Source organism: Pseudovibrio sp. Ad37, assembly GCF_001623075.1.
Taxonomy (GTDB): Bacteria; Pseudomonadota; Alphaproteobacteria; order Rhizobiales; family Stappiaceae; genus Pseudovibrio.
Genome location: NZ_LMCF01000065.1, coordinates 41768 through 66261, shown reverse-complemented (window position 1 = coordinate 66261; position 24494 = coordinate 41768). Strand labels below are relative to the sequence as shown.

The following is a 24494-nucleotide window of genomic DNA, read 5'->3' as shown; positions in this document are numbered from 1 at the left end:
CAAGGTTCACTTAAGAGGATAAAGATGAAGGTACGCGGTATTTTAAGCGGCGTTTTGATGGGCGCAGCGGTTCTAACAGGAACGTTTGCGACTACAGCAACTGCAGCAGAGAAGATCACTGTCGGCGCCTTGCGCTTCACTTCTCATGCGGCGAATTTTGTTGCGTTTGAAAAGGGTTATTTCGACGAGGCTGGTCTGGAAGTTGAGTTCAAGTTCTTTCAGGCAGCACAACCAATGGCGCTTGCTATCGCCTCCGGCGATGTGGACTTCGGCCTTACCGCAATTTCCGGTGGCTTGATCAGTCTTGCCGATAAGGGCGCTGTGAAAGTGATTGGTGGCGCGCTACAGGAAGAAGCTGGCATTGACGGCCAGATGATCCTTGCCTCTAAAGCTGCGTTTGATGCAGGCCTGAAAACTCCTGCTGATCTGAAAGGCAAGAGCTTTGGTGTGACGACGGCAGGCTCGTCTTTCCATCACATGGCACATAAGATTGCGGATAAAGAGGGCTTTGACCGCAAAGGCATCAAGATCCGTCCCTTTCAGAAGGTTGGTGCAGTGATTGGGGCGCTGAAGAGTGGTCAGATTGATGCGTGGTCTATTGTTCCCCACATCGCAAAAGGCCTTGCCAAGTCCCCACAAGTGGAAATGATCGGCAAAGTCTCTGATTACGTGCCAAATTATCAGGTGACCACTGTCTTTACCTCCGCGAAGAACATTAATAGCAATCCTGAGCTAGTGAAGACCTTCCTTGGTGCCGACTCCAAAGGCGCGGCTGACTTTAACGCGGCTCTGGTGGACAAATCCGCAGGAGATGCGGCGGCTGAAGACATGGTGAAGCTCATTCATAAGTACGTCTATGCTGATCGTCCATATGAGAAAGCTGCCCCATCCATTCGCAATGGAGCGATGCGTCTTAACGAAGGTGCTGCGCTAAACATGGCGAGTGTGGAAGATCAGCTCAACTGGTTCAAAAGCGAAAAGCTAGTGCCAGCGGGTGTAACACTCGACAAGCTGGTTGATGTGAAGTTCGTCGAAACCTTCTAATCCAACACACGCATTGCCCGCTGCGGGTGGGCAATGCCTTTTCCCTTAATCCGGTTGGATTACATGCAAATTTCCATTGAAAATCTCTCGCATGCCTACGGCTCTGTCGAGGTTCTGAATGATATCAATCTGACCTTTGAGCCCGGCGAGATTGCCGTGATCATCGGTCCGTCCGGTTGCGGAAAATCTACGCTGCTGCGTCTGATAGGCGGACTTGAAGAGCCGAGCAAGGGCGCCGCTTATATCGCAGGTCAAGCGCCAGAAGGGTCTCTCAATCCCCTCACCTACATCTTTCAGGATTTTGCGTTGCTGCCATGGCGCTCTGTGGCCGGGAATATCTCTTTGGTGCTTGAAGACCACAAGCTTTCCAAACAGCAGAGCAAGGCGATCATTGATGATGTGCTTGCACGCACCAACCTCTCAGAGTTTCATGATGCACTTCCACGTCAGTTATCTGGTGGGATGAAGCAGCGTGTGGCAATTGCGCGCGCGTTGGCTGTGCGTCCAGCCTTTCTGCTCATGGATGAGCCTTTGTCAGCTTTGGACAGCCAGACACGAGAACTTCTGATGGATGATCTGGTGGCTCTTTGGGCCCGTGAGGCATTCTCTGCTTGCTATGTGACGCATAATCTCGCAGAAGCTGTTCGCCTTGGCCACAAGGTCATTGTGTTGTCTCGCCGCCCGGGCAAAGTTCGCGATGTTGTTGAGATCTCGATCCCTCTTGAAGAGCGCCGGGAGCGTGCTGTGGAGCTTGAGGAGGTGCAGCAGCAGTTATGGCAAATGATGCGCGAAGAAGCTCTTGCTGCTGACAGGGAGCTTGCCGATGTCTGAACCGGTAAACCGCAACAAAGTTCCGTTTCGTGGAGGTGGGTTTAAGCCCCGCCCAATCCGTTTTGTTGCTCCATTTGTATTTTTGGCATTGGTGCTGTTTTGGGAGTTTGGTTCCCGTACAGGCATCATCAGCAATCTGGTTTTACCAGCGCCATCTGAAGCGTTTCAGGCCTTCTTAGATCTCTATAATTCGGGTTTATTCTGGAAGCACGTGAGCACAAGTCTTTATCGGCTTGTCTTTGGCTGGAGCATTGGAACAGCACTCGGCATTTTGGTGGGATTGCTGATTGGGCTGTTCTCACTGGCACGATCCAGCCTTCTTCCACTCACCTCGGCGTTTTTTCCAATTCCAAAGATTGCCTTGCTGCCGCTCTTCATCATCTGGTTCGGAATCGGGGAAGGCTCTAAAGTTGCGACAATCCTGTTTGGTACGTTTTTTCCTACAGTCATCGCCACTTATGGCGGCGTTGATAATGTGGAGCGTGGGTTGATCCGCATGGGACAGTCGTTCGGTATGAGCTGGCTTTCCATTGTGCGGAAGATCATTTTGCCAGGTGCTCTACCAGCGATCCTTTCTGGTGCACGTATCTCCGCGAGCATAGCAATTATTCTGCTGGTCGCCGCAGAGATGATTGGCGCAGAATATGGCATCGGCGCTTATGTGTTGATGGCTGGTTCCTTGTTCGCAACAGATCAGCTGATCGTCGGCGTTGCGATGCTTTCCATTTTGGGACTGTGCGTCAGTTGGTTAATCGGGAAGGCGGAAAAAGCCCTGCTGAACTGGCGCGGATAACAAACAGCGAGGCTTTGCTTCCTAAGCAGGACTGGAATTACACGCGTTTTTGAAATGCACCTCAAAAACGCTGACCCAGCCATTATTGTAGCTTTCGCGCATTGTGGAGCCGATTTCGCCCATCTTCTCCCAATCATGATGACTTAGAACCACTTTGGTACCCTCGCCGTCCTTCTCAAACGTCACATCCACACAGGTTGCCATGCTCTCCGGGTTGTTAATGTGCCAGAGAAACGAGAGGGCTTTTGAGGGCTGATAGATTTTGAGCGTTCCCCAGTCATGCCGCGTGCCATCCTTTGCGACTTCATATAGCTTGCCGCCTTCCTGCCGCTCACAAAAGACCTCAGGTAGTTCGCTGCCATTCATTGCTGTTACAGAATGAGTTTGAATTGGCCACCATTTACTGAAATCACCTGTAAAAACCTCGAAGGCTCTTTCTGGGCTACAGTCCACCCTAATCGTTTTCACCACTGGTGTGATCATGCCCCATCTCCTGTTGTTCGGTGACTTCAGTTGCAAAAGCGTTCAGGACGTCCTCCCAGAACTGATCAAGGTAGTCACGCAAAGGTGAGATGCCCTCACGCCTTACTGCGTAGAATCTCGACGTTCCGCGTTGATCGGCCTCCACCAGCCCAGCCCGTTCCAGCACTTTCAGATGCTGAGAGACAGCTGGCCGAGTGACGCCTTTTGCCTGTGAGAGTGCTTTGACATTCTTAGGCCCTGCCCGAAGATCTTCAAATATCTTGCGACGAGTATCATCTGCCAGCGCATGAAGGATATCTTGGTAAGTCATAACTTACGGTAAGCTTTGGCTAACGCAAAGTCAATTGATTAATATGTTTGATTGCATTAACAAATTCTATTGAGAGATCAGGTTGAAACTCTCCACGCTAATACTTCACAAAATTGTATCAAGAACTGAAAGCCGCTCCCATTGAATGCAGAAATTCGGTACTTAAATGTTATTGGTGCTGTGGGAGGTCCAAGGCCTTTTGAGCGATGCGCAGTACTGGATAAGAAGAGGATTACTCATGGTTTTACGCATTAACGATACTATCCCTAACCTTTCTGTAGAAACTGATCAGGGCGAAATCACCCTGCACGATTGGATTGGCGATAGCTGGGCAATTATCTTCTCGCATCCGAAAGACTTTACTCCGGTTTGCACTACCGAATTTGGAGCTGTGGCAAAGCTCAGTGAAGAATGGGCAAAGCGTAACACCAAAGTCCTTGGCGTTTCAGTTGATGGTGTAGAAGACCACAAGAAGTGGAAAGTCGACATTGAATCTGTTGGCGGAGCAAAGCCAGACTTTGCGATTGTAGCCGATGCTGGTCTTGAAATGGCCAAAGCCTTCGACATGCTGCCTGCTGAATATGTGCTTCCTGACGGCCGCACGCCTGCTGACTCAGCAACAGTTCGTTCCGTCTTCATCATTGGGCCGGACAAGCAAGTAAAACTGATGATGACCTACCCTATGACCGTTGGGCGAAATTTTGCAGAAATCTTGCGCGCTTTGGATGGGCTACAGATGTCTGCCAAGGGCGTTGCAACGCCTGCTGACTGGACTGTTGGAGAGGATGTGATCGTGCCCCCAGCTGTCAGTACCGAAGACGCGGAAGTCAAGTTTGGCTCTGTGAAAACGGTCCTACCCTATCTGCGATATGTGAGTGCGCCAAGCTAAAAGCTCAAAACACGCTCCTGCAATAGAAAGCCCCGCAGAGATGATCTCCACGGGGCTTTTAAATGTCTTATTGAACCTAAGGCTTAGTCAACTTTGCGAACTGCGCCTTTGGATGCGCTAGTGGTCATGGCAGCATAGGCTTTCAGCGCGGTGGTAACCTTGCGCTTACGCACCTCAACAGGCTTCCATGCAGCATTCCCTTTTGCTTCCATCGCAGCGCGGCGGGAGGCAAGCTCTTCATCAGAAACACGCATCTCGATTTTGCGGTTTGGAATGTCGATATCAATCATATCGCCTTCTTCCAATAGACCGATATTGCCGCCTTCAGCTGCTTCCGGGGAGACATGACCAATGGACAAGCCGGAAGACCCACCAGAGAAGCGGCCATCTGTGATGAGCGCGCAGGCTTTGCCAAGGCCTTTGGACTTGAGGTAGCTGGTTGGATACAGCATTTCCTGCATGCCTGGACCACCGCGTGGGCCTTCGTAGCGGATGAGGACGATGTCGCCCTCTTTCACCTTGCCGGTCAGGATCGCACTGACGGCTGTGTCCTGAGATTCAAAGATGCGTGCAGGGCCAGAGAAGGTTAGAATGCTCTCATCCACGCCAGCTGTCTTAACGATACAACCATCTTCTGCCAGATTGCCGTAGAGCACTGCCAGTCCGCCATCCTGCGAGAAGGCATGTTCTTTGGAACGGATAACGCCGTTTTCACGATCTTCATCAACGCCTTCCGCATAGCGGGAGCTCTGAGAGAAGGCGATCTGTGTCGGCACACCACCTGGTGCGGCTGAAAAGAACTCGCGCACGCTTGTGCTGTCTGTCCGTTTGAGATCCCAGCGTTCAAGAGCATCGGCTAAGTCTTTGGCATGCACTGATTTTACTGAGGTATCTATGAGACCTGCACGGTCCAGCTCGCCCAGAATGCCGAGGATGCCACCTGCGCGGTGAATGTCTTCCATGTGGACGTTGGCGACCGATGGAGCCACCTTACACAGCACTGGTACTATGCGAGACAGACGGTCAATGTCTTCCATGGTGAAGTCCACTTCACCTTCCTGCGCTGCAGCCAGCAAATGCAAAACGGTGTTGGTGGAACCACCCATTGCGATGTCCATAATCATTGCGTTTTCAAAGGCTTTGAAGTTTGCAATGTTACGCGGCAGTGCGCTCTCATCTTCCTGTTCGTAATAGCGTTTTGCCAGATCTACGATCAGGTGACCAGCTTCGATGAACAGGCGTTTACGGTCTGAATGCGTTGCCAGAGTTGAGCCATTGCCCGGAAGAGACAGGCCCAGAGCTTCTGTCAGACAGTTCATGGAGTTTGCGGTGAACATGCCAGAACAGGAGCCACATGTCGGGCATGCGCTGCGCTCGATGCTTTCAACGTCGCTGTCAGAAACGTTGTCATCAGCTGCGGCGATCATTGCGTCGACAAGGTCAACTTTGCGTTTTTCACCGTTTGCGAGCGTTACTTTGCCAGCTTCCATCGGTCCACCGGACACGAACACGGTTGGAATGTTCAGGCGCAAAGATGCCATCAACATGCCTGGAGTGATCTTGTCACAGTTGGAAATACAGACCATGGCATCTGCGCAGTGGGCGTTGACCATGTACTCCACGGAGTCGGCGATCAACTCACGAGAGGGCAACGAGTAGAGCATGCCGTCGTGACCCATTGCGATACCGTCATCGACTGCGATGGTGTTGAACTCTTTTGCGATGCCACCGGCCTGCTCAATTTCGCGAGCGACGAGCTGGCCGAGGTCTTTCAAATGCACGTGGCCTGGCACGAACTGAGTGAAGGAGTTGACGACAGCAATAATTGGCTTGCCGAAGTCATTTTCTTTAACACCGGTTGCCCGCCACAGGCCTCTGGCGCCTGCCATGTTGCGGCCGTGTGTGGAAGTGCGCGAACGATAGTTTGGCATCGAAAACCCCAATCTGGCGAATATGTTATTTACGCGTTGCGGTATAGTTAGTTTTATCGGACTAATTTGGCAACTTTTCTTCAGCTTACACCACCAATGAGAAAAAGAGTACCCGCGGGTACGGCTCTCCCCTTCTGATCGCTTGAGCATTTCTCGAGTGTCACCTGCCAGAGGCTCAAGTCTTGCTGCTTTTAAAACCGGTTAAAGGCAAAACTGGAGAGATCATGACCTGCACTTTTGCCTGAAAGCACGTCTGCCATAAAGCGTCCGATGGATGGTCCAATGCCAAACCCGTGGCCTGAGAATCCCGTCACGATATGCAGGTTGTTCTGATTTGGTGCTCTATCGATTACGGGCAGAAAGTCTGGCATGGCATCAATGAGTCCGCCCCAGGCGGATTGCAGTTTCGTTCCTTTGAGCTGAGGGAAGCGATCGACAAGAGCCTCGGTTAAAGCTCCCAGCTCTTTCTGATCAGGTTTGGAGTTAAGAACGCGCATGGCTTCAAATGGTGTTATGTCCGCTCCGGTCCAGCGCCGTTTTTGCATCCAGTGGTCAGGGTAGTTTTTTGGAGACCACGGCTTGATGCTGGTGCCTTTTAAGTTTTCGGCCATGTTGGGTAGCCATTCTTTCAAGAACTTAAAAGAATCCAGACCGATATGATGGGTCTGGTTGTTCTTGAGTGCCAGCGTGTAGCCACCATCCTGACGACGGCGCATAGCAAAGGTGTTGTCTGAGGCATTTGCCGGTAGGACATCCGGTACAGCTTGCGTTGCTGCAACGGTCAACTCTACAGAAAGTTGAGGCAGTTTAATGCCTGCATTGGCGGCGAACAAAGAAGACCATGCCCCACCTGCCAGCATTACCTGTCCTGCTTTGATCTCGCCTTGCTCTGTGACAGCGCCCACAACCTCGCCACCGGATTTTACCAATGTACGAACAGCGTTGTTTTCGCAAATGACAGCTCCAAGTCGCTCTGCAGCTTTTGCGATGCCAAGCGTCGCCTGCCCGGGTTCAGCACGACCATCACTGGCAGTATGCATTCCACCGATCCAGCGGCCTTCTTTACCTTTGATATCTTCATGAACCTGCGCTCTTGAGATCATGCAGGTATCAAGATCATATTTCCGGCCAAGCTCGACGAACTTTTCGAAATTTTCCAAGTCTTCATGCTTTGCAGCAAGGTAGTAGACGCCAGTCGCGCTGTAACCGAGGTCTTCCCCTGTCTCTTCGCTGAGCTCCTCCCACAAACGACGAGCTTCGATAGAGAGCGGGATTTCCGGCTCATCACGTCCTTGCTGGCGAATCCAACCCCAATTGCGACTGGACTGCTCTCCTGCAACTCTCCCCTTTTCGCAAAGAGTGACGCTTACGCCCTTCTTGGCGAGGTAATAGGCGGTACACACACCAATGATGCCCCCGCCGATTATGAGCACGTCTGTTTCCTGCGGCTGTTCTCCATGGAACTGCTGCGGTGTATTTTCTGAATAAATCACGTCACTTACTCAAGGAGGTTAGATAAAGGGTCCGAGCTTGATTTTGGAGCCATCGGAAAACCGCGAATAGCGGAAGCGCGTCAGGTCGTAGCCAGCTGGTTTGTCCATGAGCAAATCTGCCATTATGCGTCCTGCTGCAGGACCAATGCCAAACCCATGCCCGGAAAAACCCGTCGCGATAAACACGCCCTTTTGTGTCGGGACTTCATCCATGATCGGGACAAAGTCCGGCATTGCATCAATCATTCCAGCCCAACTTTCTTCCATTTGCAGCCCTTTGAGCTGAGGGAAGCGGTCAACCAGACGATCCTGAATGCGTTTGAGGGCTTTCGGGCTTGGATCAGGGTTTAGCACACGACATGTTTCAAACGGTGTGACTTCATCTCCAGACCAATGCCGCTTATGCGCCGATGAATCTGGATAGTTCTTTGGTGGGTTCATGCCAAAGGAAATGCCTTTGAAGGACGCTTTCACAGCAGGAAGCCACTTGAAGAGGTGACGAAACGAGTCCTTACCGATGTAGTGATCATGAATATCACTGACCGCAAGTGTGTAGCCACCATCTACTCTTTTGCGGAACGCGAATGTGCCGTCTGCAGCGTTGCCGTTGAAAAGATCAGGCACAGCCTTGGTTGCAGCCACAGTTGCTCGCACACATAGCTGAGGCATGGACACGCCGAGATTTTGTGCAAAGAGTGAGGACCATGCACCAGCAGCGATCAGGACACGGTTTGCTTTGATCGTCCCCTTTTCGGTCACAGCACCTGTGAGTTTACCACCTTCAATCTCGAGCGTACGCACTGCACAGTCTTCAACGATCACAGCACCGTTGCGTTCCGCTGCTCTGCCAATCGCGGGCACAGCTATCCATGGCTCAGCACGGCCATCACTTGGTGTGACCATTCCGCCAACCCATTTGCCATCACGCCCCGGAATTTTGGCGTAGACCTCGTCTTTACTGAGGAGCTTGGTATCGAGTTGATGCTGTTTGGCGAGCTCAAGAAAGTCCTCATAGTTTTTGAGGTCCTCTTGTTTTTCTGCCAGATAATAAACGCCCTCCTGGCGAAACCCGAGATCCTCTCCGGTTTCTTTCATCAGCTGCTGCCAGAGCCGGCTGCTTTCCATGGATATGGGGAGTTCTGCGGCATCCCTACCTTGCTGGCGGACCCAGCCCCAGTTGCGGCTCGACTGTTCTCCGGCAACGCGGCCCTTTTCGCAGAGTGTCACGTTCACACCCTTTTGTGCCAGCCAGTAGGCTGTGCAGGTGCCAATCACGCCACCGCCAATAATCAGAACATCAGTCTGTTCTGGGAGGTCGCCGAAGAACTGTTGGGGAGTGGAGCTGGTATAGGTCGCCATGAAGGCCTCTAGGAATCGGATCTATAAATTACGATCCGATGAACTTAGCAGGACTAAGATACCACTGCACGAGGGTGTGCCTAAGCACTTAGTCGACCTTTGGATTAGACCATATTGGTAGGTCTGGTTGTTTCGCAACCAGAAGCTGGCCTGAGAACTCAACGCTCTCAGACCAGAGAATTGCTTAGCGCGGTGCCATACGGATTGCGCCATCCAGGCGGATGGTTTCACCGTTCAGCATTGGGTTGGTGCAGATTGCTTCTACCAGCTGAGCGTATTCGTCGCCGCGGCCCAAACGGGACGGGAACGGCACTTGCTGACCGAGTGAGTCCTGCACTTCCTGAGAGAGACCACGAAGCATTGGAGTTTCGAAGATTCCGGGTGCAACAGTCATCACGCGGATGCCGGACTTGGACAGGTCTCGTGCAACAGGCAATGTCAGAGCGGCGATGCCACCTTTAGACGCTGCATAAGCTGCCTGGCCGATCTGACCGTCAAATGCTGCCACAGATGCAGTGGAGATGATCACGCCGCGCTCACCATCTTCTGTCAGTGGCTCAAGATTTGCCATGCGTGTTCCAGCAAACGACGTACAACGGAATGTGCCAACAAGGTTTACGTTGATCACCGTCTGGAACATATCCATTGGGTGCGGCTCACCACGAGAGGTGGTTTTTGCAACAGGCGCGATACCTGCACAGTTGACGAGAATACGTGTTGGGCCGTGCGCTGCTTCAGCTGCATCCAGACCTGCTTTCACGCTGTCATCGCTGGTAACGTCAACTTTTACGAACTGACCACCAATCTCTTGTGCCAGTGCTTTACCAGCTTCTTCATTCACGTCGAAAAGAGTTACTTTAACGCCATGGCCAGCCAATTTCCGTGCGGTTGCCGCGCCAAGACCTGATGAGCCGCCGGTTACAACGGCTGCAATTTCTTTATTAAGTTGCATGGAATCCCATCCCGATTCATTTTGTTTGCCCCGCTGTCTTTCAAAGCTCCCGCCAAAATTCTTTGAAAGCAGCAAAATGCTGGATTGCGGGTCGGCATGAGAAAATCATTCTCACGCCAAAGCCACAAGGTCTACTTTTCCATTGATTCCCGCAACACACTCGGACTTTAAATCTATCATGTTTCCCTTATACCCTTGTCGTAGAGCCATGGAATAACTTGCACCATCTGTCAGGAACCGCGTGCCCTGGACCTTGTTGGCGGCTTCCAGCTTTGCAGCGCGGTTGACAGCATCACCGATCACGGTGAACTCCAACCGGTCCCGCACACCAACAACTCCAACACTGACCGGACCTGCTGCGACCCCTACACCAACTTCAAATTTCATGGGCCAACCTGCAGCTTCCAGATCGGCGCACTCTTCCTCCAGAATGTGAGTCAGTTCGACACCTGCTCGCAACGCGTCAGCTGCATACGTTTCGCTGTCTGATACAGCGCCGAAGGTTGCAAGGATTCCATCACCAAGGAACTTATCAATTTTGCCCCCCTCTCCCAAAATCACCTTTGCAGCTTTCTTTTGGTAGAGGCTCAAAACACGCATGGTGGTTTCTGGCGGCAGTTTGGCGGCAGTTTTTGTAAAGGACCGGATGTCTACAAGAAGGATGGCAACATCCCGGATTTCACCAGTTCCAGCCATGAGCCTGCTTTCAGATTCCACAATGGAATTTGCAACTTCTGGCGTGAAAAAGCGGCTCAAGTCTTTTACTGCATTCTTCTGGCGAATGGCTGAGAAGAAAGTGCGGCGAGCTCTGAAGATAGAAAGGGCAAGAAGCGCTGTCACTGACAGGATGATTATCAACTTGTCCAGCTCTGCCCCGATGAGAACTGCCTCGCCGGTCAGATATTCGATGTAGTTTCGAGTGATAAGTGTTGAGCCACCTTGATAGGTCAGAGCATAGAACACCAACCCTAACCAACCCAGAGCCCCGAAGACGCCAGTGAGGATCACGTATCTTGGATCAAAGCGGAGGGCTCTCAGAGCGATGAACAGGAACAGGTACATCAAGGTCGGGGCCTTGAGGTAAAAAGTGGGATGCTGGGCATACTGAATGTGGAAGGAGAAAATCAATCCGACCAGAAGCGCCACGTCTGCCATAATAGACAGGACCAGATACCAGACCGGCAGGGTGGTTCTGAAAGAGACGTAAATACGAATAAGCGTAAAGACGAGATAACAGGAAAAGGCGATGGGAACGAAGTTGAAGCCCATTGTGCCTTCGGCCCTCGGAGCAAGGGCGTACAGAACAGCAAAAAAGATAATGACGCCAAGCTGGACGATACCGATCAGACGTTCGGAGGCCGCTTCCTGACGCGCTACTTCACTACGCACACGTAAAGGCAAGTCCCCTTCCGGAGCTTTTGGCCCTAAAACACCGCGCTTCAGCTGCTGGTAGAAGTTAGGTTCAGCTTTCTTCTGGTAAGAGATGCCATGGAACTTTTCGCTCAAGTCCACATCCGGCTTTTTCTCAGATCCACGTTTTTTTGAAGGATCGGAATTTTCTGGACCACTTCCAACTGCCACACTTGTCTCCCGTCACACCATTCAACAGGTGTTGCTGGTTTGCTCGCAGTTTCATCCGATCTGTTGCGAGCGACGGGTGAATGAACTTAAGGTTTGAAGACCATCCCTTCAGAGGCCACGATTGCTCGTGGATGCATCTGCTGGGCAGCCAAACCTATCTCGTCCAATTCATCATCCGTGCGACGCGGATCGTGATGAAAGATCACGGGCGTTTTCACGTTGGCGCGCTGGCATATTCCGACCACATGCTCCCATGTGGAATGTCCCCAACCCTTATACTTAGGGTATTCGGCACAGGTGTACATCCCATCCTGGATCACAACATCTGCATCACGGATAAACTCTAGGACAGCAGCATCGTGAGATGCGCTCCCCATTTCGTGATCTGTGATGATGCACATGGACTTACCATTGTACTCCATCCGGTAGCCACAGGCACCGCCAGGATGGTTTAGCGCAACGGTTTTGATTATCAGCCCATTGTCTTTCTTCAGGGTGTCCCCTGCCTTGAAACTTTTAAAGGAAACGGCACTTAGCGTGTTCGCTCCTACCGGGAAAATAGGGGGTGACATGATCCGACAGATAATGTCCTTCAAATCACACGGGTCATTAAAATGGCCTGCGGTTAGGCGAATACTGAAATTAGGATCGTACGCAGGCTCAAAGAAAGGCAAACCACAGATGTGGTCAAGATGTGTATGCGTGAAGAGAAGATCGATGTCGCGGTGTGGGCCTTTCATCAACTCTTTACCCAGATTGCGTGCACCAGACCCACAGTCGACCATCAACAGAACGTCCCCCGCCCGAATTTCAAAGCAGGCTGTTTCTCCGCCGTATCTAAGTGTTTCGGGACCAGCAGCAGCTGTTGAACCGCGAACACCCCAAATTTTAAGAGAAAACTCGTTCAAGTAATCTGGCCTTTCAAGTGGACGCAGGGCGTGCCTGCGCAAGTTCTCTGGTCGTTTTTTCCAATCGCAACGCCAATACACGCATAATCTCGAGCGAAACTTTCGGAAACTCCGCGATGAGCTTCAAAAAATCGTCTTTGGATATTGCCAGAATGTGAGTTGTGCCCACTGACTGTAAGGTCGCTGTTCTTGGCACATCACACAGGATCGCAATCTCACCAATGATGGCATATTGTCCAACCTTCGCAACCTCATTTTCATCAACAAACACAGCAACTTCACCGGAAAGGACAACAAATGCACTGTCACCATCATCTCCCTGATGGCACAAATGCTCCCCATCCTGAAACTCCATGCGATCACTGATGAACGCAAGAAGACGCAGTTTGCTTGGTTCCAATCCCTGAAAGAGAGGGACACGGCTTAAAGCTTGGACTTCTGCATCAATAGTCACATTTCACTCCCAATAACTTGATGAGCATAGCTGAAGTTCTCCCAGCAAACTGTGTTCCAGCTCACATCATCTCGCCTTTGTTTCACCATAGTTCCCAAGACTATCTTTCGATAACCCTCCCATTTTCTAGGTGAAGCGTCGTAGAAAACTCCTCAGCAACACTTTCATTACTTACTCCGAACATGAGAATTTTATCACTCATGAGCTTCCTGAGGTCTTCGCGCAGGGTCTTATCTGTTGCACTCACACTGTTTGCTGTCTCATCCAGAACGTAGATGTGTGCATTCTTCAACAGGGCACGAACCAGACAGATCAACCTGCGCTGATGGGAGGATAACTTCGCGCCAGCAATGCCTACCTGATAATCGAAGGCAGCGCGGCGAATTGGGGCGATCAGGTCTCTTTCACGCACGAGTTCTTGCAGAACTTGTTGTATTTTCTGGCGGGCATCGCGGCGGTCTAACCTTGCGTGTCCGAAGACCAGATTGTCCTCGATGCTCAAAGTTGTGAGATAAGAGTCTGGATCAAAGAACTCGAAACGCTCATTGTCTTTGCCCACTGTTTCCATAAACTGTTTCCGAGCAGCGAGGATTTTCTCCCGCATATCATCATCCAGAACGCCAAGGCGGTGCTTTGCTGGAATGAGCTTGAGCGCCAGCGCAATCAAACGTGCCCGATCTACATCTTTGAGCCGTTTGCGCCGCTGTTCGCCTTTTTGTTCATTCACTATGCGGGCGAATTCCGGCAGATCCTCACGGCTAATGAAGGAGTACCTGTTCAACAACTCACTGTCTGCGCTCACATCAGCAAACAGTTCGACCATGGTCTTTGCGATTTGCAGTCCGATGTCCGTCAGAAGCACATCAAAGCCGGTCTCTTTGAGGAAAGCTGAAATCTGCGGGTCATTCGGGACATGCTCAATGGTCATGAAGTGTTCTTTGGGGCTGGCGAAAAACAGGTTCTGCGCCAGATTGGCAGACATATTGAATTTTTCAGGGTCCCAGAACTCGACGAGATTTTGAAGTTTCGTGTCATTCTGGATTTTCTCGCGCAAGGCTTTCCGCGCCTCAACCAGTTTGGGCATGAGGCCGCCATTGAGCTCTTCAGTCTCGCCTGGATTGATGACTGTCTCGACACCCAGAAGATACAGATCACGCGAGAAACCTGCCACTTTACATAGCTCAAGGGCTTTGTCTTCCAGTTGCTGCATGGACCCAGCATCGGCCAACTCGTAATCTTCCCAGCGCGCTTTCAAATCAAAGTATGGGTTAAGCGTCATGGCAGCTTCCTTCAACTGACGCTGCCGCTTTCTCAGATCACTGCCTTCGTACTCGACTTTTTCCTGAGGCCTATGACGCAGCCCGTAGAAGAGATTATCGCGAATTGTCCCCGTCCAGACATGTAAGTGTCCTCCGACATAGGCAATCTGCCGCCCCAAGGTCGCTTCTGGCATGCTTTCAAAATTGGTGTTGTTGATGGTGACTGATCCTGACGTGGGGCTCAGCAATCCGGCTGCCATCTGCAACAGTTCAGAGCGGCCAGAACCATCCACACCAGAAACAGCTAGTGGTTTACCCGGCTCGACATTAAGTGAAACATTATGCACTTCCTGCCCGGTCCCTACTCCTGATAGCCCTAGTTTATCTAGGATGAGTGGGCCTGTGAACACCAGAGATTCATCATCCAGCAGGCGTTGTTTGTCGTAGAGATCAGGTGGATCAAAGTTCTCAACCACCGTCTGATATTTAACTGAGACGTCTGCTGTCATCTGGTAGTAGGCCAGCAACTCTTTCCATGGACCAGCCAGATCCTTGTAGGCTGCAATCACCGCAATCAACGCACCGATGCTGAGCTGCCCTTTAATGACCAGATAGCCGCCGATAAAGTAGAAGAAAAACGGCGTCAGCTGGTTCATGAAATTATTGACGAACTTAATGAAGTACTTGCGATTATAAATATCGAAACGAATGCGGAAATTTCGATATAGTCTGTCTGAAAGGTCTGCAGAATGCCACGCTGACGTGTCGTTGCTATGAATCTCGGAGATACCTGAGATGCTCTCCCCCACCTTATCGGCGATCACGCGCACATTCTTCACACGTTGACGAGACAGGCGCACGACCTTCTGCTGGAGCTTGGGAATGATATATCCCTGCACCGGATAAAGTGAGATGGCGGCCAGCCCGAGCAATGGGTCCTGCATGAAAATAAAGCCGACCTGAACGACCAGCATTCCGCCTTGATAGGCTGGCAAAGCGAAGGCCTCTCCAACAAAACCACCAACATCCTCGACCTCGGCGGTAATCATTGGTATGATCTCGCCGGAGCTGACCTTCTTAAAGTGAGGCAGGCGGAAGCGGAGTACGCGCTGAAACAGCTCAAACCGCAACTGGCGTAGCATCCTCTCACCCAGCCTACCCTTGTAGACGTTGAGGTAGAGCTTGATGCAGTTGCTAACAACAACAAGAACCAAAAACAAAATACACAGCACCGCCAGATACTGAATCTGACCGAGCTGCATTCCGAAAAGTTCTACTGGGAAATTGCTACCCTGAATTGCTTCATTGGTAATTGTCTTAGGTAGATCCAGCAGGATGTAACTCACCGGATAGGACAATATGGTGACTAGAAGAATCGCCACTTGATAGCGGGATGAGTTCTTCCAGATGAATTGGAAAAGCGATTTTTCCATGTCCACTCCGATTAAGCTCAGATCAGGCTAACCCAAACTGAGGCGATGCGATTTACGCTCTAACTGACGCAAGGGAACTTTACGCTTCAAGATCTTAAAAAACGGCATAAACCCGCCAGATACCTTGGATTTATGGGGTATTGCTTTCGCGTTTAAACGCGACAAAGCAGGTTTGACCGTTGATTGGCGACCCTCCTCCGCCAAACTGATCTGATGCTGAGGTTTATGCGCAGAAGATGGAATAAGAAGCGCATGACGGTAATGACGCCAAAAATTCTGATTTATAGCCATGACACCTTTGGATTGGGCCATCTGCGGCGATGCCGCACAATCGCACAATCTTTGGTTGGCTCCTTCCAGGAAATGTCCGTTCTCATCCTTTCCGGATCTCCCATCATCGGTAGTTTCGAGTTTCGTTCCCGGGTCGATTTTGTCCGCATTCCGGGCGTGATCAAACTGCGCAGTGGTGAATATACTTCGCTCTCCTTACAGCTTGATATCAACGAGACGATCGCCATCCGATCTTCGATCATTGAACACACAGCCAAGGTGTTTAAGCCTGACATCTTCATCGTCGATAAGGAGCCGCTTGGGTTGCGCGGTGAAGTTTTGCCTTCGCTTCAGTACCTCAAAGGGCAAAAAACACGGTTGGTGCTGGGTCTTCGTGACGTGATGGATGACCCGCACGTTCTGAAGGAGGAGTGGCTTCGCAAACGCGCCTACCCTGCCCTTAATGACCTTTATGATGAGATCTGGGTTTACGGCCCCTCAGTGATGAACAATCCATTGAATGGGCTTGGCTTTGACCAGTCGGTGATGGAAAAGACGCTCTTTACTGGCTACCTGCGCCGGTCAATGCCAAGTTCAGCTCAGGATTTCACAGCACCCTTTGATGGAGCCCCCTATGTGTTGGTGACCCCAGGTGGCGGCGGTGACGGTGTTGAGCTTGTCGATTGGGTCATACGGGCCTATGAGGCACGTTTGCGCCCCTTGTTCCCTGCTCTCATTGTCCTTGGCCCCTTCATGAGCAAGGCAGATGTGGAAGCGTTTACAACGCGTGCATCTCATTTGCGCGATGTTGAGATCCTTCGATTTACCCCCGAAATTGAGCCCTACATGGCCAATGCGACTGCAGTGATCGGCATGGGGGGATACAACACGTTCTGCGAGATCCTCTCCTTTGATAATCCAGCCCTTCTGGTTCCACGTGTGGTGCCACGCAGAGAGCAGGCTATTCGAGCAGAGCAAGCCCAGCGACTGGGTCTTGCGCAGATGCTTCCGATTGACTCATATCCAAGTGTTGAATTAATGGTGAAAGCATTGGCAAACCTACCATTTATTGCGCCGCCGTCTCATGCTCATTCAGAAAACTATCTGGGCGGTTTGGATATTATCAATCTGCGGACTGCCGAAATTCTTGGCATGCGTGAACAGCATTTATCACAACGTCTTGGTCCACGAGACGATGTCAAACTGACATATAATGCGGGGTAGTGATGGAAGCTGGACGCATTGCTGTGGTTGTGAAAGGGTATCCGCGTCTTTCTGAGACCTTTATTGCCCAAGAGATTTATGGCCTACAGGAGCGTGGGATAGGTCAGCTCATCGTTGCGCTGCGTCACCCCTATGATCCCTATGTGCATGACGTACACGAAAAGATCACTTCCGATGTGCTTTACCTTACCGAGTATCTCAGGGATGATCCTCCTCGTGTCCAGAAAGCTATGGCATGGGCGAAAAAACAACCAACATACGCAACTGCCAGAGCATGCTTTGAGAACGATCTGAAACACAAGAAAAATGCTGAACGCTTCCGTCGATGGGGGCAAGCTTGTGTGATGGCTCATGAGTTGCCTGAGGATGTGATCTGGATACACACGCACTACCTCCACAGTCCTTGCACTGTTGCACGCTATGCAGCTTTGCTTTCTGGTCGTCACTGGTCGTTTTCCGCCCATGCCAAAGACATATGGACCACGGAGCGATGGGAGCTTGAGACAAAACTTACTGATGCTGCCTGGGGAGTGACCTGTACCAAAGCAAACCTTGTTTATCTGCGTTCACTTTGCAAGGAACCTAACAAAATCAGTCTTGTTTATCATGGTCTCGATTTTTGCGGATTTCCTGAGGCTCCCCGTCCTGCCACGTTACGGGATGGAACAGGAGCAGACGACGTTCGGATTATCTCCGTCGGGCGACTGGTAGACAAGAAGGGTTATGACAACTTGCTGCGCGCTTTCAGCAACCTCCCAAAGGACCTGAACTGGCACTTCACCCACATTGGTGGAGGTGAGCTGTCATGTTCACTCAAGGACCTGGGTGTGCAACTTGGTCTGGATGACCGTATATCGTGGCTGGGAGCCCAACCGAGGAAACATGTGTTGGAAGAGATGGAAAACGCTGATATTTTCGCTCTTGCCTGCCGTGTCTCAAAGTCAGGTGACCGGGACGGTCTACCGAACGTGGTGATGGAAGCACAAGCTATGGCGTTGCCGTGTGTTTCAACAGAGGTATCCGCTCTTCCTGAAATCATTGAAAGTAATGAAACTGGCCTGCTCTGCCCTGCTGAAGACATCTCAGCCTTATCAGAGGCACTGCAGCTTCTGATCACACACCCTTCTGAGCGAGAGCGCATTGGAACCAATGCGTTTGAAAGCGTTCATCGCCGGTTCAGTGCCTCGCCCGGTTTGGATTTTCTGGAGGAGAAATTCTCGAGAAGTTTGGAGCCCTGCTGATGAAAGTCGCCTTTACAGCGCCCATGAAGCCTATTGACCACCCTGTGCCTTCGGGAGACCGAACCATGGGGCGATTGATCGTACGAGCATTGCATTTGGCGGGGCACGAGGTTGAGATTGCCTCCACTTTTCGCAGCTGGCGCGCTGAGGGTGGTGAGGACGTGACACGCGACGTGAAAGAGCTGGCGCTTACAGAGGCAAAAGCTATCGCAGAGCGTTGGATTGAACACAGTGCAGTGCCTGATGTGTTTCTCACGTATCATCTCTATCACAAGGCACCTGACTGGATTGGGCCCTACCTTTGCGCCAAGTTCAACATTCCTTATGTGGTCGTGGAAGCCAGCCGTGCGCCCAAACGACAGGCAGGCAATTGGGCTCTCGGGTTTAATGCAGCGGACGCAGCTCTTGCTCAGGCCAGCCAAGTCGTCGCTCTGACGAAATCTGATGCTCAATGCCTGAAGGAAGTCTTGAATGAAGACGTTCTGACGGTTTTGCCTCCGTTTTTGGAGACGGCAAAATTTGAAGTTAGTCACAGTGTCACCAAAGGCTCGGCTGATGGAAAAATCCGACTGCTTTGCGCAGGCATGATGCGTGAAGGAGACAAGCAGTTTTCGTACATGGTGCTTGCTGCTGCTCTCAAGCAAATTGCTGATCTGCCATGGCGACTGACCATTGCCGGAGACGGACCGGCACGAGGCGAAATTGAACCGCTGTTTGATCGGTATCGCACCGAGTTTGTCGGGCTTATTCCCTGGCAGGAAATGCCGCGTCTCTATCGATCTCACGACATTTTTGTTTGGCCTGCCATTCGTGAAGCCTTTGGCTTTGTGTTTCTGGAGGCTCAATCCTGTGGTTTGCCCGTGGTTGGTGGGCGGGTGTTTGGTGTTCCAGACATCGTGGAGGAAGGTACCAGTGGTTTGCTTTCAGATGAAGGTGACGCCTCTGCTTTGGCTCAGAATCTGATGTCTCTCATAAAAAACACACACAAGCGGGAGAATATGGGGCTCGCAGCTATAGAAAACATTCACAAAAACCATAGTCTTGAAGCTGGGGCGAGAGGGCTGGACAAGGTGCTCAATGCTGCTCTTGAACATCACCAGTTTAAGCGGAGAGTTCACGGAGGCCGATGATGAAAGCCTTCATTCATGTTCAGCACTTGCTTGGCTCGGGCCATATCGTCCGGGCGGTGGCGCTTGCCAAGGCGTTGGTTCGTCAAGGCATTGCAGTGACCCTTGCAACTGGGAACCGTATTCCTGACACGTTGAACTGCGATGGGCTATCTGTTGTCCGGTTGCCTGCTGTGCGTGCTGCCAGCGCAAAATTTGATGTTCTGCTGGATGAACATAACGTCCCGATTGATGAGGCGTGGTGGGAGAAGCGCATCACAGCAACGCTTTCTGCCTTTTCCTCTGAGCATTTTGACTTGCTGATCACGGAAACTTACCCCTTTGGGCGCAGAATGTTTGCAGCTGAGATGACGCGTCTTCTTGAATGTGCCGGCAGCAAGCTCTCCCCACCGTGGGTCGTTTGCTCCGTGCGTGATATTCTGGTGCGCAAGGACGAGTTATGGAAAGAAGAATGGATGGCCTCACAAGCCTCTGCCTTTTATAATCGGATCCTTGTCCATTCAGACCCGCAACTCATTACGTTTGACGAGAGTTTTCCATTCTCAAACAAGGTGAACTCACATATCCGCTACACGGGTTACATCAGTGACGACCGTACAACATCTGCAACGTCAACTGACGGGGTGGACGAGATTATCGTTTCTTGTGGAGGTGGGGCTGTCGGCTCTGCTTTGTTGCGGGCCGCGCTTTCTGCTCCCAACCATATGTCGCCCAACATCAGTCACCGGTGGCGCGTGCTCGTTGGACAGGACGTTCCCGACGCTGAATTCCGACAGCTTTCCAAACACTCCTCATCACAGCTCATTATTGAGCGGGCTCGCAAAGACTTCCCCGCGCTTTTGAAGAACGCCAAACTTTCTATTTCTCAAGCTGGTTACAACACAGTTGTCGATATACTGCGTGCAGGCATTCCATCCGTTCTGGTTCCTTTTGCGCAAGAAGCTGAAACTGAGCAAACTCAACGCGCACTCAGCCTTATGAAACATCATCGAGCAGTGGCAGTTCCCGAAAAAGTACTCAGCGCTAATACGCTTGCACAAGCAGCACAAAAAGCACTCTCCCTTCCAGCACCAGACTTACACGTGGCGCTCAATGGAGCGGAGATTTCAGCTCAAGTGCTTGCCGCAGATCTTGGCATGGAAACGCCGATGGATCACGCGCTCGGAATTATCTGGGAAAGGAACGTTTCTCGTGATCTCTAGTTCTGCCCCTGTCATTGAACCCGTTCCGGAGGCTGGATATTTTGTCGGCAACGACCAAGGGGCGTTTGAACAGCACCTCAACCAGCACTTCAATTGGTTCGAAGAGCGCGGCCTTACTGTTAAGTTCTGGTGGCGGGATGATGATGCTGTTTCGCCAACACCTGCACTTGAAGAGCTACTTGCGTTCTCTGGCCGGTTCGGCATTCCGCTTTCGCTTGCAGTTATTCCAAAATTTGCGACAGAAGCGCTCGCCCAACGTCTTGTCACGGCACAAGAGGTTCATATCGTTCATCATGGTTGGCAACATAAGAATTATCAGATGAAATCGTACGGCGAGAAGGCCAGTGAGTTTGGGTGGCGACGAACATCAAAAGAGATGGCAAAAGAATTAGCAGAAGGTCGGGTGATCCTACAAAGTTTATTTGGAAAGGACTTTGTGCCTTTATTTGTGCCTCCGTGGAACCGGATTGCACCGCGCGCAGTGCAACTTCTCAAGCAACAGGGAGACTACGGATTATCCGCATTCACCTGGATCAATCATTTTCGCCTTCCACGTCTCCAAAGCCATATCGACATCATTAAATGGAAGAAAAATAAGCGCTTTATCGGTTGGGATGCAGCTCGTAGACGGCTAGACCTGCAGCTTTGCCGACGGCGAACCAATACAAGTGAGCCGATTGGATTACTGACACATCACCTTGACCATGGTGAAGGATGCTCCGAATTTTTGGAGGTATTTTTCAAGCTCACCTCTGCTCACCCTGCAGTTAAGTGGCTTAGTTCTCAAGACCTTCTGGATGAAGCAAAACGCGATTTTACTTTGGCTACCGGGCAGGTCTGACGAGCCGGAGTTTCCAACCAACATTCTTTGAATATGACTTCAGCTCCAGATCATCGAGTACCTTCCAGTGGTTAGATTTGTCTGTTTCACCCCAAACCTTCTGGATAGATCTGTTTGCTCCCGATTTTTCTCGTGCAGGTGTGTACATGGAAATTGCGATAACGCCATCGTCATCAAGAAATTTTGCGTAACGGTTGAGCTGCAACTCTGGTTCCTCGCAAAAATAGAGCACTTCATTGAAGACAATTGCTGAAAATGTATCCTCCGACTTGGCGTTGAAACTTTCAAGATCTGACTGCACAAGCTGGACACATTCCTCGGCGACGTTAGCATTGCCTAGAGCAATTTCTGAGAGGTCTACACCACAGTATCGTTGCAGGCCTGATGACTTGAGATAGTGATACAGAATTGCTTCACCACAGCCTACATCAAGTACTGCCCGCGTGGTTCCAGTCTGCCCTAGCCATGCGGAGAGAATTCCGTAGCGCGCAGCCTCTTTGATATCATTAAGAAAATGCCAGCGACCTGCTTCGTACTGGCGATCCCAATCACCTGAGAGATCTTCCATTATATTGAGGCTCCAGCTACTTATACGGATCAGCTGCATCGCGCAGCCCGTCGCCCATGAAGTTGAAGGCAAGCACGACAATGATGATCGGAATAACCGGCGCCATCAACCACGGATAAATGGTAACGACAGAAATATTCTGAGCTTCATTGAGAAGAACACCCCATGAGACAGCAGGCCTCCTCAGTCCAAGATTCAAGAAAGAAAGTGCCGTTTCACCAAGTATCATCGCTGGTACGGAAAGAGTTGCGGAAGCGACCAGATGGCTTGTAAAACCGGGGAGCAGGTGTTTAACAATAATGCGACTAGGGCTTGCACCCATGAGCGCCGCGGCCTTGGCATATTCTTCTTCTCGCAGCGAGAGCAATTTTGATCTGACGGCACGCGCCAAACCCGGCCAGTCCAGCAGACCCAGAATGACGGTCAGGCCAAAGTAAATCCAGACCGGCGACCATGTTATCGGCAAGGCTGCAGACAGAGCCATCCAGAGCGGGAGTTCTGGCAGCGAGCGCATAATTTCTATAACGCGTTGAATTGAGCTATCGATCCACCCACCGAAGAAGCCAGCAAGTCCGCCCAGCAAGACGCCAAGCACCATGGATATGCTTACTCCAACGAGGCCAATTGTAAGAGACAGCCGTGCTCCATAGACAAGCCCAGAGTACTGATCTCGCCCCAATCTGTCCGTTCCTGCGATGAAAAGCGTGCCGTCTTTCGCGGGGCAAATGACGTGAAAGCTCGCGGGAAACAGCCCCCAGAACTTGTAGGGTTCTCCTTTACAGAAGAACCGAATTTTTTGGACTTTTGTAGTATCTGTCTCGTAGACCCACTTCAGATTTTCCAGATCAACTGAAGGATTTAGGCCATACACAAAGGGTCCTACCAGTTTGCCTTCATGGAACAGGTGGATGGCTTGTGGTGGGGCAAAGAGGAAGTCTACGTTTCGTTTTGCCACCGGATACGGAGCAATGATTTCGGCAAAAGGGACGCACAAGTAGAAAAAGAAGAGGATGATCGCGGAGAGAACTGCCAGTTTGTGCTTGCGGAATTTCCACCAGATGATCTTCCATTGAGGAGCCTGATAATACCTCTCCTGCTCTCGGGTTAGAATCTCAACATCTTTAGGATCAAAGCCCTTAGGGTTGACGTAGTGCTCTGCTTTGTCCTCTCCACGTTCGCCCGGGCTCATTGTCTCGCCCCTTCTTTTCCAAGGCGAATTCGTGGATCCAGATAACCAAGCAAGACATCAGAGACCAACATGCCAATCAATGTGAGGATGGAGACGAAGAGGAGAATAAACCCTGCAAGGAACTGGTCCTGCGATTGAAGCGCTCCAAGAAGGACGGGACCGACAGTAGGCAGGTTGAGAACAACAGAGACAATAACTGAGCCTGATACAAGCGAAGGAATTAGGTTGCCGATATCTGCGATGAATGGGTTGAGAGCAACACGAAGAGGATACTTGACGAGGAGTTTGCTTTCTCGCATTCCCTTTGAACGGGCGGTTGTGACGTATTGCTTATAGATTTCATCCAGCAGATTAGCACGTAATCGGCGGATCATGGCAGCTGTGCCGGATGTTCCGATGACAATCACCGGAACAATCAGATGTGCCACAATAGACAGGGCTTTACCGCCGCTCATGGGTTCTCCAATATAATGCTCCTCCATAATGCCCCCTACCGTCAGTCCGAACAAGCTGTTGGCCAAATACATTAAAACCAATGCCAACAAGAAGTTAGGGGTCGCGAGACCGAGATATCCAATAAGTGTGAAGGTGTAATCCCCCACCGAATACTGATGTGTCGCAGAGTAAATGCCGATGGGAAAAGCAACGCAGTAAATAAAGAGGATCGTGGCAAGGTTGAGCGCAACTGTAAGCGGCAATGTTGGGCCAACCACTTCACCGACTGGCTGGTCATACTCAAAGGACCAGCCCCAATTACCCTGAATTAATCCATCAAACCCATTGGGTCCGGGCCAGAACCCCACCCATATGCCGTAACGCTCCACAAACGGCCTATCGAGAGCGAACTCTTTGCGCAAAAATTCCAGTCTGCCAATAGATGCGCTTTCTCCAGTTGAGCGGAGCATGGAGATCTGGTTGGAGATGTAGTCCCCTTCTGGCAATTCAATGATGAAGAAAATCAGGAAACTGATGGCAGCAAGCGTTGGTATCATCACCAACAGCCGCCGCAGGATGTAATTGAGCACCCGCTTCCCTTTCTTTTCTCACACCACTCGTGGGAGAAGTCTAAAGGAGCTCTCTTGGCTTTCTCTGAGAAAATCTAATCAGGTTTG

At 51.1% G+C, this 24494-nt stretch carries 22 protein-coding genes; 9 read left to right on the top strand and 13 right to left on the bottom strand.

The window, feature by feature from the left end; translation table 11 throughout:
* The first annotated feature begins 24 nt into the window (after positions 1–24).
* From PsAD37_RS11865 to PsAD37_RS11855, 3 genes are all read left to right on the top strand, one after another.
* Entirely contained in the window at positions 25–1044 is a 1020-nt protein-coding gene (locus tag PsAD37_RS11865; RefSeq protein WP_063296318.1) for an ABC transporter substrate-binding protein, read from the top strand.
* 63 nt (positions 1045–1107) lie between these two features.
* Positions 1108–1875: an ABC transporter ATP-binding protein gene (locus tag PsAD37_RS11860; RefSeq protein ID WP_063296352.1), complete on the top strand. Its 768-nt coding sequence runs from the start codon at positions 1108–1110 to the stop codon at positions 1873–1875.
* Complete coding sequence (locus tag PsAD37_RS11855) at positions 1868–2668, top strand: ABC transporter permease (RefSeq protein ID WP_063296317.1); 801 nt, start codon at positions 1868–1870, stop codon at positions 2666–2668. The genes PsAD37_RS11860 and PsAD37_RS11855 overlap by 8 nt, the downstream gene beginning before the upstream one ends.
* A gap of 21 nt (positions 2669–2689) precedes the next feature.
* On the opposite strand, the gene PsAD37_RS11850 is transcribed toward PsAD37_RS11855, so the two are convergent.
* Positions 2690–3151 carry an SRPBCC family protein gene (locus tag PsAD37_RS11850; RefSeq protein ID WP_063296316.1) on the bottom strand — a complete coding sequence of 154 codons (462 nt, stop codon included), beginning with the start codon at positions 3149–3151 and terminating at the stop codon, positions 2690–2692.
* A complete protein-coding gene (locus PsAD37_RS11845) occupies positions 3123–3461 on the bottom strand; it encodes a helix-turn-helix transcriptional regulator (RefSeq protein WP_063296315.1) in 339 nt (112 codons plus the stop codon). The genes PsAD37_RS11850 and PsAD37_RS11845 overlap by 29 nt, the downstream gene beginning before the upstream one ends.
* A gap of 238 nt (positions 3462–3699) precedes the next feature.
* Between PsAD37_RS11845 and PsAD37_RS11840 the strand changes: the two genes are divergently transcribed.
* Entirely contained in the window at positions 3700–4350 is a 651-nt protein-coding gene (locus tag PsAD37_RS11840; protein ID WP_063296314.1) for a peroxiredoxin, read from the top strand.
* A gap of 83 nt (positions 4351–4433) precedes the next feature.
* On the opposite strand, the gene ilvD is transcribed toward PsAD37_RS11840, so the two are convergent.
* From ilvD to PsAD37_RS11800, 8 genes are all read right to left on the bottom strand, one after another.
* Positions 4434–6281: a dihydroxy-acid dehydratase gene (ilvD, locus tag PsAD37_RS11835; protein WP_063296313.1), complete on the bottom strand. Its 1848-nt coding sequence runs from the start codon at positions 6279–6281 to the stop codon at positions 4434–4436.
* A 191-nt stretch (positions 6282–6472) separates the two neighbouring features.
* Positions 6473–7774 (bottom strand): FAD-binding oxidoreductase, encoded by a 1302-nt coding sequence (locus PsAD37_RS11830; protein ID WP_063296312.1) that lies wholly within the window; start codon positions 7772–7774, stop codon positions 6473–6475.
* Between the two features lie 18 nt (positions 7775–7792).
* A complete protein-coding gene (locus tag PsAD37_RS11825) occupies positions 7793–9133 on the bottom strand; it encodes an FAD-binding oxidoreductase (protein WP_063296311.1) in 1341 nt (446 codons plus the stop codon).
* Between the two features lie 184 nt (positions 9134–9317).
* Complete coding sequence (locus PsAD37_RS11820) at positions 9318–10085, bottom strand: SDR family NAD(P)-dependent oxidoreductase (RefSeq protein ID WP_057465964.1); 768 nt, start codon at positions 10083–10085, stop codon at positions 9318–9320.
* Between the two features lie 111 nt (positions 10086–10196).
* A complete protein-coding gene (locus PsAD37_RS11815) occupies positions 10197–11666 on the bottom strand; it encodes an adenylate/guanylate cyclase domain-containing protein (protein WP_057465918.1) in 1470 nt (489 codons plus the stop codon).
* A gap of 86 nt (positions 11667–11752) precedes the next feature.
* Entirely contained in the window at positions 11753–12574 is an 822-nt protein-coding gene (locus PsAD37_RS11810; RefSeq protein ID WP_063293205.1) for an MBL fold metallo-hydrolase, read from the bottom strand.
* A 13-nt stretch (positions 12575–12587) separates the two neighbouring features.
* Positions 12588–13028 carry a cyclic nucleotide-binding domain-containing protein gene (locus tag PsAD37_RS11805; RefSeq protein ID WP_193757786.1) on the bottom strand — a complete coding sequence of 147 codons (441 nt, stop codon included), beginning with the start codon at positions 13026–13028 and terminating at the stop codon, positions 12588–12590.
* A gap of 100 nt (positions 13029–13128) precedes the next feature.
* The gene (locus PsAD37_RS11800; protein WP_063296310.1) at positions 13129–15720 is read right to left on the bottom strand and encodes an ABC transporter ATP-binding protein/permease; all 2592 of its coding nucleotides are present in this window, start codon (positions 15718–15720) and stop codon (positions 13129–13131) included.
* Between the two features lie 252 nt (positions 15721–15972).
* On the opposite strand from PsAD37_RS11800, the gene PsAD37_RS11795 reads away from it, so the two are divergent.
* Genes PsAD37_RS11795 through PsAD37_RS11775 form a run of 5 tightly spaced genes read left to right on the top strand, consistent with a single transcriptional unit; the run spans position 15973 to position 21625 of the window.
* On the top strand, positions 15973–17214 hold the full coding sequence (locus PsAD37_RS11795; protein WP_063296309.1) for a glycosyltransferase family protein: 1242 nt from the start codon (positions 15973–15975) through the stop codon (positions 17212–17214).
* Between the two features lie 2 nt (positions 17215–17216).
* Entirely contained in the window at positions 17217–18455 is a 1239-nt protein-coding gene (locus tag PsAD37_RS11790) for a glycosyltransferase family 4 protein (RefSeq protein ID WP_063296308.1), read from the top strand.
* Positions 18455–19585, top strand: a complete 1131-nt coding sequence (locus tag PsAD37_RS11785; protein WP_063296307.1) for a glycosyltransferase family 4 protein — start codon at positions 18455–18457, stop codon at positions 19583–19585. Before PsAD37_RS11790 ends, PsAD37_RS11785 begins: the two co-directional genes overlap by 1 nt.
* Positions 19585–20784, top strand: coding sequence for a glycosyltransferase family protein (locus PsAD37_RS11780; protein WP_063296351.1), 1200 nt, complete (start codon positions 19585–19587; stop codon positions 20782–20784). The genes PsAD37_RS11785 and PsAD37_RS11780 overlap by 1 nt, the downstream gene beginning before the upstream one ends.
* A complete protein-coding gene (locus PsAD37_RS11775) occupies positions 20774–21625 on the top strand; it encodes a polysaccharide deacetylase family protein (protein ID WP_208991840.1) in 852 nt (283 codons plus the stop codon). The genes PsAD37_RS11780 and PsAD37_RS11775 overlap by 11 nt, the downstream gene beginning before the upstream one ends.
* Here PsAD37_RS11775 and PsAD37_RS11770 read toward each other — a convergent pair.
* The 3 genes from PsAD37_RS11770 to PsAD37_RS11760 are packed head-to-tail and all read right to left on the bottom strand — an operon-like array spanning position 21609 to position 24407.
* A complete protein-coding gene (locus PsAD37_RS11770) occupies positions 21609–22193 on the bottom strand; it encodes a bifunctional 2-polyprenyl-6-hydroxyphenol methylase/3-demethylubiquinol 3-O-methyltransferase UbiG (protein WP_063296306.1) in 585 nt (194 codons plus the stop codon). The genes PsAD37_RS11775 and PsAD37_RS11770 overlap by 17 nt on opposite strands.
* 16 nt (positions 22194–22209) lie before the next feature.
* On the bottom strand, positions 22210–23382 hold the full coding sequence (locus PsAD37_RS11765) for an ABC transporter permease (RefSeq protein WP_063296305.1): 1173 nt from the start codon (positions 23380–23382) through the stop codon (positions 22210–22212).
* Positions 23379–24407: an ABC transporter permease gene (locus tag PsAD37_RS11760; protein WP_063296304.1), complete on the bottom strand. Its 1029-nt coding sequence runs from the start codon at positions 24405–24407 to the stop codon at positions 23379–23381. Before PsAD37_RS11760 ends, PsAD37_RS11765 begins: the two co-directional genes overlap by 4 nt.
* Between the last annotated feature and the right edge of the window lie 87 nt (positions 24408–24494).